General features: G+C 68.4%; 12 protein-coding genes. 7 read left to right on the forward strand and 5 right to left on the reverse strand.

What is annotated here, in order from left to right:
- The first annotated feature begins 228 nt into the window (after positions 1-228).
- Positions 229-1,404, forward strand: coding sequence for a cytochrome P450 (locus tag NA12_RS06455; RefSeq protein ID WP_067447000.1), 1,176 nt, complete (start codon positions 229-231; stop codon positions 1,402-1,404).
- A gap of 48 nt (positions 1,405-1,452) precedes the next feature.
- Positions 1,453-2,217, forward strand: a complete 765-nt coding sequence (locus NA12_RS06460) for an SDR family NAD(P)-dependent oxidoreductase (RefSeq protein ID WP_067447002.1) — start codon at positions 1,453-1,455, stop codon at positions 2,215-2,217.
- Positions 2,218-2,285: 68 nt separating this feature from the next.
- Here the strand turns inward: NA12_RS06460 and NA12_RS06465 are convergent, their stop codons facing one another.
- Both NA12_RS06465 and NA12_RS06470 read right to left on the reverse strand, forming a co-directional pair.
- On the reverse strand, positions 2,286-3,185 hold the full coding sequence (locus tag NA12_RS06465; RefSeq protein ID WP_067447004.1) for an enoyl-CoA hydratase/isomerase family protein: 900 nt from the start codon (positions 3,183-3,185) through the stop codon (positions 2,286-2,288).
- Between the two features lie 40 nt (positions 3,186-3,225).
- Positions 3,226-4,476: a CaiB/BaiF CoA transferase family protein gene (locus NA12_RS06470; protein ID WP_084472392.1), complete on the reverse strand. Its 1,251-nt coding sequence runs from the start codon at positions 4,474-4,476 to the stop codon at positions 3,226-3,228.
- Between the two features lie 109 nt (positions 4,477-4,585).
- Here NA12_RS06470 and NA12_RS06475 point away from each other — a divergent pair, with 109 nt between their 5' ends.
- The 4 genes from NA12_RS06475 to NA12_RS06490 are packed head-to-tail and all read left to right on the forward strand — an operon-like array spanning position 4,586 to position 8,113.
- A complete protein-coding gene (locus tag NA12_RS06475; RefSeq protein WP_067447006.1) occupies positions 4,586-5,389 on the forward strand; it encodes an enoyl-CoA hydratase/isomerase family protein in 804 nt (267 codons plus the stop codon).
- Positions 5,374-6,189, forward strand: coding sequence for an enoyl-CoA hydratase/isomerase family protein (locus NA12_RS06480; RefSeq protein ID WP_067447008.1), 816 nt, complete (start codon positions 5,374-5,376; stop codon positions 6,187-6,189). Before NA12_RS06475 ends, NA12_RS06480 begins: the two co-directional genes overlap by 16 nt.
- The gene (locus tag NA12_RS06485) at positions 6,189-7,694 is read left to right on the forward strand and encodes a class I adenylate-forming enzyme family protein (RefSeq protein ID WP_067447010.1); all 1,506 of its coding nucleotides are present in this window, start codon (positions 6,189-6,191) and stop codon (positions 7,692-7,694) included. The genes NA12_RS06480 and NA12_RS06485 overlap by 1 nt, the downstream gene beginning before the upstream one ends.
- Entirely contained in the window at positions 7,691-8,113 is a 423-nt protein-coding gene (locus NA12_RS06490) for a PaaI family thioesterase (RefSeq protein ID WP_243654933.1), read from the forward strand. Before NA12_RS06485 ends, NA12_RS06490 begins: the two co-directional genes overlap by 4 nt.
- Before the next feature lie 66 nt (positions 8,114-8,179).
- Here NA12_RS06490 and NA12_RS06495 read toward each other — a convergent pair whose 3' ends face one another.
- Positions 8,180-9,679 carry a class I adenylate-forming enzyme family protein gene (locus NA12_RS06495; RefSeq protein ID WP_067447014.1) on the reverse strand — a complete coding sequence of 500 codons (1,500 nt, stop codon included), beginning with the start codon at positions 9,677-9,679 and terminating at the stop codon, positions 8,180-8,182.
- A 20-nt stretch (positions 9,680-9,699) separates the two neighbouring features.
- Positions 9,700-10,209, reverse strand: coding sequence for a DoxX family protein (locus tag NA12_RS06500; RefSeq protein WP_067447016.1), 510 nt, complete (start codon positions 10,207-10,209; stop codon positions 9,700-9,702).
- A 192-nt stretch (positions 10,210-10,401) separates the two neighbouring features.
- On the opposite strand from NA12_RS06500, the gene NA12_RS06505 reads away from it, so the two are divergent.
- Positions 10,402-11,589 (forward strand): acyl-CoA dehydrogenase family protein, encoded by a 1,188-nt coding sequence (locus tag NA12_RS06505; protein ID WP_067447018.1) that lies wholly within the window; start codon positions 10,402-10,404, stop codon positions 11,587-11,589.
- Positions 11,590-11,637: 48 nt separating this feature from the next.
- On the opposite strand, the gene NA12_RS06510 is transcribed toward NA12_RS06505, so the two are convergent.
- A complete protein-coding gene (locus NA12_RS06510) occupies positions 11,638-12,447 on the reverse strand; it encodes an NAD(P)-dependent oxidoreductase (protein WP_067447020.1) in 810 nt (269 codons plus the stop codon).
- Between the last annotated feature and the right edge of the window lie 130 nt (positions 12,448-12,577).

A 12,577-nucleotide genomic window follows, 5' to 3' on the forward strand; every position in this document is an offset into this window, starting at 1 on the left:
ACCCTTACTGTCAAGCTTTCTGTAACTGCCGTGGAGCGCTCGATCGATGCGGTACTCTCACCGCCCGCCACCCCGCGCTCGAGGCTCCCACCTCGACAGTCGCATTGCCGACCCGGATGTCGGTCAGATACTGTATGCCTTACAGTAAGTATTACTCCCAATACTCGTACGGTGTGACGAAGCCAGAGGTGAGCTGTGAACAGCCCAGTTGAGGACCGAGCAGAGACGATGGGGGACGTTCCCGATCCCCACGATCCCTACCCCTTCTTCGCCGCGCGGCGGCGCGCGGGCGGCGTATTCCATGGGACGGTGATGGACTACTCCAGAACCCCGAAGGAACTGCGCCCCACCGATACCTACGCCGTGATGTCGTGGTCCGCGGTGAACAAGGTCTTGCGCAACAACACGGTGTTCAGCACCCAGCTCTACGACGCGACGATCGGCGTGTTCATGGGCCCCACCATCCTGGCGATGAACGGCGCACCGCACCGCGCCCACCGCAATCTGGTGTCGGCGGCCTTCAAGCCGCAGTCGCTGGCCGTGTGGGAACCCGAGGTGGTCCGCCCGATCTGCGACGAACTCATCGACGAATTCATCGACGAAGGACGCGCGGACCTGGTCCGCGACTTCACCTTCGAGTTCCCCACCCGGGTCATCGCCCGCCTGCTCGGGCTGCCGGCCGAGGATCTGCCCTTCTTCCGGGACGCCGCCGTGGCGATCATCAGCTACGCGGGCAACGTCCCGAGGGCGCTGCGAGCGTCCAAGGAACTGAAGGAGTACTTCCTCGGTCATATCGAGCAGCGGCGATCCGCTCCGAGTGACGACATCATCAGCGACCTGGTCACCGCCGATATCGACGGCGAGAAGCTCAGCGATCGCGCGATCTACTCCTTCCTCCGGCTGCTGTTGCCCGCGGGCCTGGAAACGACCTACCGCTCGTCGGGGAACCTGCTGTTCCAATTGCTCAACCACCCCGAGCAATTCGCCGCGGTCCAACAGGATCACGGCCTGCTCCCGCAAGCGATCGAAGAGGGCTTGCGGTTCGAGACCCCGTTGACGCTGGTGCAGCGCTACGTCACCGAGGACACCGAGTTGGAGGGCGTCGCCATCCCCGCGGGGGCGGTCGTCGACGTCTGCCTCGGCTCGGCGAACCGTGACGAGACCCGGTGGGAGCGTTCCGAGGAATTCGACATCTTCCGACCGCACATCCCGCACATCAGCTTCACCGCGGGCGCGCACACCTGCCTCGGGTTGCACCTGGCCCGCCTGGAGACGCGCGTCGCCATGGAGGCGCTGCTGGCGCGACTGACCGATATCACCCTGCTGTCCGACGGTGACCCCCATATCTTCGGCCAGCCGTTCCGATCGCCGACCTCGCTGCCGGTGACCTTCGATGTTCGCTGACGCGCGGCAAGTCCACCGCCCCAGCTTTTTTCGACTCCGAGGAGCCCTGTGACCACCCGTAACATCTTCGATCTCATCGGCCGATCGGCGCTGGTCACCGGTGCGGCCGGCGGCATCGGCGCGGCCGTCGCCGCGGCGCTGGCCGCCCAGGGCGCGGCGGTCCTCGTCACCGATATCGACGGCGCCGCCGCGGCGGTCACCGCCGAGAAGATCGTCGCCGACGGTGGCCGAGCCGCCGCCGCGGCGCTCGATGTTCGCGACCGGGCCGCCGCCGATGCGGCCGCGAGTGCCGCCGCGGAGTTGGCCGACGGGACACTGCATATCGTGGTGAACAACGCCGGTGCCACCGACCCCGCGATGTTCGCCGCCACCACCGAGGAATCGGTGCTGCGGATGCTCGACATCCACCTGCTCGGCGCGTTCCGCGTGACGCAGGCCGCGCTGGCGTACCTGCCGACCGACGGCACCGGCCGCGTCATCAATGTGACCTCGTCGGCGGGACTGGTCGGCACGCTCGGCCAGGTCAATTACTCGGCGGCTAAATCCGGCATCGTCGGCATGACGAAATCGCTGGCCCGCGAACTCGCCCGCAAGCAGATCACCGTCAACGCGCTCGCCCCGGCCGCGGCCACCCCGATGACCGCCACGATCCGCACCGATCCGAAGTTCGCCGAGCAGATGCTCAATCGCATTCCGCTGCGGCGCTGGGCCGAGCCGGCCGAGGTGGCGGGCGCGTTCGTCTTCCTCGCCTCCGACGCGGCGTCGTTCGTCACCGGCCAGGTGCTGCCGGTCGACGGCGGCCTGGTGATGTAACGCGACACCGCAACACAATTGAGGCCCGGGCCCCCGCAGGGACCCGGGCCTCAATTGTCAGGTTCTCGCTAGTCCAGTTCCGGCTCGGGCACGTGGAAGTGGGCGTCGCGCAGCCGGAACGCCTCCTTGGTGCCGTGCTCGGCCCTGGTCTTCACAAAATTGAATTCTCCCGGTGAGAACTGCAGGTTGGTGCCGTAGGCGTGGAACAGATAGCTCGCCACCTCCTCGCCCTGATAGGCCTGACTCTGCTCGACCATCCGGAACGCCTCCTTCGCGATCACCACACCGTCGGCCGGCATCTTCGCCGCCTTCTCGGCCCAGTAGCGCGCCCGCGCGGTGACCGCCGCCGAATCGCAGGTCTCGGTGAAGACACCGAGGTGCTCGAGCGTGCCCGCCTCGATGATGTCGCCGGTGAGCAGCATCCGGCGCGCGAGCACCGGGCCGAGCCGATGGAAGAACATGTGCAGGCTGCCCAGCGCCGGGCCGAGGAACCGCGCGGCGGGCATGCCGATCTTCGCGTCGCGGGCGATGACCGAGATGTCGGTCATCAGGGCCATCTCGAATCCGCCGCCCAGCGCGTAGCCGCTGATCTCGCCGACGGTGACCTTCGGGAAGCCCATGAAATTGTGGTAGAAGCCGAAGGACTTGCGGTCCACCGTGAGTCGGCGGCGCTGACTCGGCCGGCTCTTGGCGGGCCGATCACCGTTGGTCGCGGGGCGCTCCCCGTACCAGCCGTAGGCGTTGTTCATGTCGGCGCCGGTGCTGAACACCCCTTCGGCGCCGCGCAGCAGCACGACGGTGATGTCGTCATCCTCGGCGACCTCGTCCAGATAGCGCGCGATCCCGTCCCGCATCTCGGCGTTGTAGGAGTTGCGCTGCGACGGGTTGTTCAGCGTGATGGTGGCGATCCGGCGATCGGGATCGACCTCGTAGAGCACGCGGCCCTCGGCGGTACTGGAACTGGTCATCGAATGTCTCTTCCTTGTTCGAAGGGGATGGGCGTGGTCATCAGACGACCTGTCGCTCGCGCAGGTCGGCCACCTCATCGGGGCTGTACCCGAGATCGGCCAGGATCTGCCCGGTGTGCTCGCCGAGCAGCGGCGCGCGCCGACGAATCCGCCCCGGCGTGCGCGACAACCGGAACGGCGTCGCGATGATCGGCACCGGCTTCGACGCGCCCGGATAGTCGATCCGCTCGAGGTAGCCCAGCTTCTCGACGTGCGGGTCCTCGAGCACGTCCTTGGTGCTGTGCATCGGCGCCGCGGGCAGTTTGAACTGTTCGAGCGCAGCGAGCACCTCGGCCTTCGTCCGACCCCGGCACCAGTCCTGCATGAGGTCGTTGAGGAAGTCGCCGTGCTGCCAGCGCACGTCGTCATCGGCGAAGCGCGGATCGTCCATGAGGTCCTCCCGGCCGATCAACCGGCACCAGCGACGGAACATCGGCTGCCCGGCCACCTGGAGCAGCACCCAGCCGTCGGTGACCTCGTAGAGGTCGCACGGCGCGACCGAGGTTCCCCGATTGCCCATGCGCGGCTTGTCGACGCCGAGCAGGTCGCGCTCGATCAGGAACGCGTTGCTCATCATCAGCGCGGTCGGCAGCAAGGCGCCTTCGACGTGCTGGCCCTCGCCGGTGGCGCGGTGGTGGAACAGGGCCATCATGACCCCGATGGCCAGCGTCATCGCGGTGCCGAAGTCGGTGTAGGGAACCGTGGTGCGGATCGGTTGCTCGGGCAGGCCCTGACGGTGGGTGGCGCCCGACATGACCTGGCCCGCACCGTCGAAACCGATCCGGTCACTGTAGGGACCGCCCTCGCCGTAGGCCGTGGCGCTGGCCAGGATGATGTCGGCCTTGACCGCGCGCAAGGTGTCGTAGTCGAGTCCGCTGGCCCGCATTCCGGCCAACGGCATGTTGGCGACGACGATGTCGGCGCCTGCCACGAGGCGACGGGTGATCTCGGCGCCGTCCGGCGTGGTCGAGTCCAGGGTCAGCGACCGCTTGTTGCGATTGCACTGCAGGAACGTGCCGCCTTCGCCACCCTCGGTCACCGCCTGCACCCAGCGGTCCTCGCCGCCCTCGCGCTTCTCGACGCGGACGACATCGGCGCCCATGTCGGCCAGGATCGCGGTGCACCACGGGGCGGCGATGAACCGGCCGTAGTCGAGCACCCGCACACCGTCGAGGACGCCCTTGCTCGTACTCCCCCCGGCGGGCCGGTCGGCTCCCGTGCCGCCCGAAGGTGTGGTCCCGTTCTCGGCCATCGCCACTCTTTCCTCGTCGGTACTTCACGTCACCTTGGCAGAACCATAACGGTATTGTCTACTGTATATCTAACAGTATGGGCCACGCCCTGTCCCCCAGGAGGAATGCATGCCGTTCGACACCATCGGCTACGAGGTAGACGGGCACACGGCCACCATCACGCTGAACCGGCCCGAGGCCCTCAATGCGCTGAGCCCGCACATGATCACCGAATTGCGCGCCGCCTACGACGAGGCCGAGAACGACGACAAGGTCTGGCTGCTCATCGTGACCGCGAACGGTCGTGCCTTCTGCACCGGCGCCGACGTCAAGGCCATCCCCGGCGACGGCAAGGTCCTCAACGAGAAGCCGTACCTGTCGACCTACGAGCAGTGGGAGGCTCCGCAGGAGGGCACCCCGCCCTTCCGGACCATGACCAAACCGATCCTCGTCGCGATCAACGGAATCTGTTGCGGAGCGGGCCTGGACTGGGTGACCACCGGCGACATCATCATCGCCTCGGATCGAGCCACCTTCTTCGATCCCCATGTGAGCATCGGGCTCGTCGCGGGCCGAGAGGTGGTCCGTCTCGCGCGGGTGCTCCCGCGCACCGTGGCCCTGCGGATGGCGATGATGGGCAAGCACGAGCGGATGAGCGCCCAGCGCGCCTACGAACTGGGCATGATCACCGAGGTCGTCGAGCACGACCGCCTGCTCGAGCGGGCTCGCGAGATCGCCGACATCCTCAATTCCAATGCGCCGCTGGCGGTTCGCGGCACCCGGCTGGCGATCGTCAAGGGCCTGGACGTGCCGATGCACGAGGCCGAGATGCTGGCCGAGTCGTTCCGCGAACGGGTCACCCGCACCGAGGACGCGCTCGAGGGACCACGTGCGTTCGTGGAGAAGCGCGCCCCGGAATGGCAGTGCCGATGAGCGCCGACTACAGCACGATCACGCTCGACATCGACGCCGACGACCGGGTCGCCACCCTCACCCTGAACCGCCCCGAGCGGCTCAACGCCTTCAACCGCACCATGTGCGAGGAGGTGCGCGACGCGTGGCGCCGGATCAGGCTCGACGACTCGGTCAACGCGGTCGTCCTGCGCGCGGCGGGCACTCGCGCCTTCAGCGCGGGACTCGACATCAAGTCCGCCTACGGCCAACCCGACGGGATCTGGCACCACGAGGACCCCGGCGAGCTGTTGAGCCCCAAGTGGCAGAAGATGTGGAAACCGGTGGTGTGCGCGGTCAACGGCCTGTGCACCGCCGGTGCGTTCTACTTCGTCAACGAGTCCGACGTGGTGATCTGTTCCGACGATGCCACCTTCTTCGACTCCCATGTGTCGGCGGGGTTGGTCTGCGCGCTGGAGCCGATCGGACTCATGCGCCGAGTCGGGCTCGGGGAGACCCTGCGCATCGCGTTGATGGGTAACGACGAACGGGTCTGCGCCGAGACCGCGCTGCGCATCGGCCTGGTGACCGAAATCGTGACCCGCGAACAACTCTGGGAACGCGCGCACGCCATCGCCGCCGGCATCGCGGCCAAGCCGCCGACGGCGACCCAGGGCACGGTGAAGGCGATTTGGGAATCGCTGGACAAGCCCTACCGGGCCGCACTCGATCAGGGCCTGATCTACACCCGCCTGGGCAACCCGATCGCCAAGGCGGAACTCGCCGCGGCCGCGGGGGATGCACAACGCCGCGGCATTTCGACCGAACCGAGGATTCGTTGATGACCGACACCCACGACCATCCACTGAGCGGGCGCATCGCCGGAGTCCTCGACCTGGCGCCGAGTTCACGGGCCATCGAATTCGACGGAACCTGGCACAGCTGGGGCGAACTCGCCGAGACCGCACGACGCGTCAGCGCGCTGATCACAACGCCGTGCCAGGTCGGCATCCTGTTGCGCAACCGCCCCGAACACGTGGCCGCGTTCCTCGGCGTGCTGCTCAGCGGCGGCACCGTCGTGGTGATCAACCCCTCCCGTGGCGACGACCGCACCCGCTCCGATATCGCCGCGCTCGAATTGCCACTGGTGATCGGCGGGCAGGCGGACCTGGCCGGGCTCGTCGGGCCGGGGACCGCGACCGTGACCATCGCCGACCTCGACACCGCACCGATCCCCAGCGAGCCGATCGGCGAGCACGACGCGGGCACCCCGTTGCCGGGGATCGCCGTCCGCATGCTCACCAGCGGGACCACCGGGCCGCCCAAGCGTGTCGAGATCACCTACGACATGCTGGCGCGCAGTGTCATCGGCACCGACTTCGAGCAGGCCGCCACACCGACCGCACCGCGCGGTGGCGTCGCGATCGTGAATGCCCCGCTGGTGCACATCGGCGGCATCTTCCGCATTCTGCAGTGTGTCGTCGCTGCCAGGCCGTTCGTCTTCCTGCCGCGCTTCGACCTCGAACGCTGGGCGGCGGCGGTGCGGGCGCACCGGCCGGGCGCGGTGTCGCTGGTCCCCGCCGCCCTGCGGATGGTGCTGCACTCCGACCTCGGCCCCGCGGATCTCGACGGCGTGCGGGTGGTCACCTCGGGCACCGCGCCGCTGTCGGCCGCCGATGCCGACGCCTTCCAGGACAAGTTCGGCATCCCGGTCCTGACGTCGTATGCCGCCACCGAGTTCGGCGGCGGCGTCGCCGGCTGGACGCTTCCCGACCACCAGCAATTCTGGAACACCAAGCGCGGCAGCGTCGGCCGGGCCAGTGGCGGCGCCCGCCTGCGGGTGGTCGACGAGGACGGCACCGCGCTCGGGCCGGACGTGCCCGGCCTGCTCGAGGTCGCACCCGGCCAGCTCGGTCCCACCGCGAGCTGGGTACGGACCACCGATATCGCCCGCATCGACGCCGACGGGTTCCTCTGGATTCTCGGACGTGCCGATCAGGCCATCATCCGCGGTGGATTCAAGATCATGCCCGATGATGTGCGCGCCGCGCTGGAGGGACATCCCGCGGTCGGTGGCGCCGCGGTCGTCGCCAGGACCGACGACCGGCTCGGCGAGACCCCGGTCGCCATGGTCGAGCTGCGCGCGGGTCGCCACACCGAGGTCGACGAGCTGGTCGACTACCTGAGCACTCGATTGGCCCGCTACGAGATCCCCACCGAAATCGCTGTCGTAGAGGCGATTCCGCGTACCCCGTCGGGCAAGGCGGACCTGTCCGCGGTCCGCGCGCACTTCACCGCAACCCCCATCGGCCCACGGCCACATTCCGAAAGTGGTGATCCGACATGATGTCGACCATCCGAGAGATCACTGGATTACTCGACCACATCGGCTTCCGCAAGGCGACCGACCTCGACGGCTCGCTCATCTGGGAGCTGCCCGTCGCGCCGCACGTCGTCAACACCTCCGGCGGGCTGCAGGGCGGCTTGATCGCGACACTGGCCGACATCGCGGCGGGCACCCTCGCCCTGGAGTCCCGGCCGCCGAACGCCGGTATCGTCACCTCGGATCTGAGCGTGCGGTACTTCCGCCCGATCACCGAGGGCACCGCGCGCGCGGTGAGCAAGATCGTGCACGCAGGCAAACGGTCGATCGTGGTCCAGGTCGAGGTATTCGACGGCGAGGACGGAGCGCTGGCGGCGCTGGCGACCGTGAACTTCGCGACGGTGAGCTTCGCGACGGACGGATCGGCGACCACGGGCGGCTAGCCCCGAACGGGCACTACGCCCGCGGGGGTCCCCGCGCGATCACCAGTCGCGCGGAGACCCCCGAAATCAACGCCCGGTGTACAGGGCGGCCACCGCGTCCGTCCTGGCCTTCAGCGCGGCATTACGCGGAAGATCGTCGACGACGGCGATCGCGACGGGCACATGGTGGCTCGGCAGCTGATCCCGCAGGTGTGCGATCAGCTCCGCTTCCGTGGGTTTCGGCATTTCGCGACGCGGCTGCACGGCGGCGAAAGGAACCTGACCCAGTCGGCTGTCCGGGACGCCGACAACACACGCGTCCCGAACCGCGGGATGGGCGAGCGGGGCGGCACGCACGGTTTCGGGCAGGATCTTGAAACCGCCACGATTGATCGCGCCATCGGCTCGCCCGTGTACCGTCACGAAACCGTCGGCATCCACAGAGGCGAGATCGGTGGTCCGGACCCAGGTGGCGCCGAGCGCGGCCACCTCGGCCTCGAGCAGTCCCGTCTCGCCGACGCCCATCTGCGCACCGGTCACCGCGTCGACGATGCGCACCCTTACCCCGGGCAGCGGCACACCGACGCTGCCGGCCTTGGTCGCGCCGAATCGCTCGTACAACTGCGGCGTCCACGCGCACACCGAACCGGCGAACTCGGTGGCACCATAGGCCCACAGCAGTGGAATGCCGTAGCGGCGTTCGAATTCCGCGCGCAGTTCCGGCTCGAGCGGGCCGGAACCACCCGGCAGATACTTCAGGGTCGACAGGTCCTCGCGTGGCACATCGGCTTCCAGCAGCATGCGAAGGATCGTCGGCTGCACGCCGGTCCGAGTGACCCGGTAGGTCTTGACCGCCCGCACCCATTCCTCGACCGTGAATTTCTCCAGCAACACCATGCGCTTACCGAGGAAGGGGGCCGCGAGCAGTTGGCAGATACCGATGCTGCCGAACGGCCAGTACACCAGTTCCGGCGGATCGTCCGGATCGGCGACGGTCGCCCCGCCGGTCATGGTGCGGACCGTATGCCCCAACGCCGACAGGGGAATCGGCACCCGCTTGGGTGGGCCGGTCGTTCCGCTGGTCAGGATGTGCAGTCCGGGCACGGTTGTCACCCGATCGGCGACTCGGCCGATCGACCGGTCACCGCGCACGATGGTCTCGACCGAGGGGTCGTCCAGTGACACCGCGATCCCGGCAGCGCCGACCCGCTCGCAGGCGGCCAGAACCGGCGCCGTCCAGTCCCCCCGATCGGCGATCACCGCGACCGGGCGTGTCTGTTCGATGTCGCGGGCGATACCGGCGGCCGACTGATACGAGTTGATCATCGTGACCGGGCGACGCTGAGTGATGAATCCGAGGATCGCGGCCGCGTGCGGCACCCGATTGCGGACAACGATGCCGATCGACTCCTCGGCGCGCACGCCGGCACGGTCCAGCTCCGCGGTGATCCGGCGGACGTATCCCTCCACGTCGTCGCCGGAATACCAGCGCCGCTCGAACTCGATGCACGGCCGGTCGCCGAAGCCGGCGAGGCCGTCGGCGAGTGTCGTCACGAGCTCGGTCGCGGCGTGGTCCTGTACCGACATTCGTCTGCCCTCCGCTTCGCTCAGGACCCGGCCGGAGCCGGCGGCCGGTAGAACAGCGCGAGCTGGCCGATACCGGCCGCGAGTCCGACGCCCACGGCGAGGCCGAATCCCCACCAGCCGTCCACCCGATCGGTGCCGAAGATCAGCTGGTCGAGGCTGATCCGGCCAGGACCGAGGGTGGCCACACTCACCGCGCCCACCGCCAGCACCAGGTTGTACTCCCAGCCCTCACCCACGATGAAGAAGCCCTTGGACCTGTGCACCGTCCACGCGGCGACCAGCATGAGCGCGACGAAACCCGCGGCCGCGAGCGGGGTGAGGAACCCGAAGGCCAGCGCGAGGCCGACGCCGACCTCACTGCTCGCGGCCAAGCGCGCGTGCAGGATGCCCGGCCGCATCCCGATGCTGTCGAACCAGCGGGCCGTGCCCGGTATCCGACCACCCCCGAAGAATTTCTGGTAGCCGTGCGCGGCCATGGTGAGGCCGAGGCACACCCGCAGGATCAGCACACCCGTGTCGTACGCAGTCATCGTTTTACCGCCCTGTCCATCGAGTTCCGCGCCGTGAGCACGACCCTCGACACATCTCCCGTATTACTTACCGCTGGCATTACAGTAATGTTAGACATAACGCGCGTCCGGTCAATCCGGCGCATCGGGCCATGCCCACGAGACATATCGAACACGACGGCGACACCACGCCGTGAACGAGGAGGCCCTGTCATGACGAGCGCATCCACCGCCACCAGCGCGGTCACCGCGGAGGACTTCCGCGAAATACTCGCCCAGACCAAGGCTTTCGTCCGCGACGCGGTCGTGCCGCGAGAGCGCGAGATCGCCGAACAGAACAAGATGCCCGACGAGATCGTGCGTCAGGCCAAGGCCATGGGACTGTTCGGCTACGCGATTCCCCAGGAGTGGGGCGGCCTCGGTCTCGACCTCGCCCAGGACGTCGAACTGGCCATGGAACTCGGCTACACCACGCTCGCGCTGCGCTCGCTGTTCGGCACCAACAACGGTATCGCCGGTCAGGTACTGGTCGGGTTCGGCACCGAAGACCAGAAATCCCGATGGCTCGAACACATCGCCTCCGGCGCCGTCGTCGCGTCGTTCGCGCTCACCGAGTCCGGCGCGGGCTCCGATCCCGCGGCGCTGCGCACCACCGCGGCCAGGTCGGGCGAGGACTGGATCATCAACGGCGAGAAGCGCTTCATCACCAACGCGCCGGTCGCCGATCTGTTCGTCGTGTTCGCCCGCACCCGCCCCGCCGACGAGGACGGCGCGGGCATCTCGGTGTTCTTGGTCCCCGCCGACACCCCCGGCGTGGAAGTCGGCCCGAAGGACCGCAAGATGGGCCAGGAAGGCGCCTGGACCGCCGAGGTGTATTTCCGCGATGTCCGCGTCGGCGCCGACGCGCTCGTCGGTGGCAACGAGGACATCGGCTACCGCGCGGCCATGACCTCGCTGGCTCGGGGTCGTGTCCACATCGCCGCACTCGCGGTGGGCACCGCGCAGCGGGCGCTCGATGAATCCGTCACCTACGCCGCGACCGCCACGCAGGGCGGTACCCCCATCGGACGATTCCAGTTGGTCCAGGCGCACCTGGCGGATATGCAGACCGGGGTGATGGCGGGCCGCGCGCTGGTCCGCGACGCCGCGCGGGCGTGGGTGGCGGGCGAGGACCGGCGGGTCGCGCCCTCGGTGGCCAAGCTGTTCTGCACCGAAATGGCAGGGCGGGTAGCCGATTCGGCCGTGCAGGTGCACGGCGGTACCGGGTATATGCGCGATGTGGCCGTGGAACGGATCTACCGTGATGTCCGGCTGCTGCGGTTGTACGAGGGCACCAGCGAGATCCAGCGCCTGATCATCGGCGGCGGGCTGATCCGCAATGCCGAGCGGGCCGCGAGGTAACAGGCGGGTCGGCCACCACCTGGGTGGTGGCCGACCCGGTCGCCGATGTCAGTTCAAGTCGAACGGACCGTCGGCGATCACGGCTCCCAAGCCGCCGAGGTCGATACCCAGCTCGGCGGTCGCGCTCACGCAGGCCGCGACGTCCTTACGCAGGAACGGCGCGGCGCGTTTCTCGAACTTCGCCAGACCACCGGTACGCCGGATGGAATCGGCCGCGTAGCTGTTGCCGCTGGCCACCGACAGCGCCTGCAGCAGCTGGTCCTCCTCGATGCCCAGCTTGCGGCCGACCTCGGCCGCCACGGCCACCAGTTGCGCGTTCGCGGCGAACAGGGCGTTGTTGACCAGTTTCACGCCGAGCGCACTGCCGAGCGCACCCGTGGCCAGCACCGAACTCGAGTAGGCGGACAGTACCGGCCGGACGGCTTCGACGGCCGCCGACGGTCCACCGAGCAATACCGTGAGCCGCCCGGCGGCGATGTCCTCGGCCGACCCACTGACCGGCCCATCGAGCAGGACCGGACCGTCGGGTCGCACGGCGGCGAGCTCGGTGATCGTCGAGACCGTGCCGGTCGTGTGCGAGACCATCACCGCGTCGCCTCGCGCCGACGCCAACACCCCGTCCGGGCCCGAGAGCACCTCACGCAACTGCTGATCCGAGAACAGGCAGGCGATGATCACCTCGCTGGATGCCGCGGCTTCCCGCACCGAGTCGACGACCTCGGCCCCCGCGGCCCGCAGGCGGTCGCGCACCGCGTCCTGGCGCGCGTAGACCACGGTCCGATGACCCGCCGCCACAAGCCGAACCACCATCGGCTCGCCCATCTGGCCCGCTCCGATGAACCCGACAACCTTCGACATCCGCGCCGCTCCTCACTCGCGTTGAACCCGTTCGCTACCGAGAACGATGCGACGAGCCACTGATAGACAGCCATCCAGTAATGACAACTGTAACAGCGTCTACCAGCACGGCGCAGCCGCTTCTTGTGCC

The organism is Nocardia alba NBRC 108234 (genome assembly GCF_001612665.1).
Lineage (GTDB): Bacteria > Actinomycetota > Actinomycetes > Mycobacteriales > Mycobacteriaceae > Nocardia > Nocardia alba.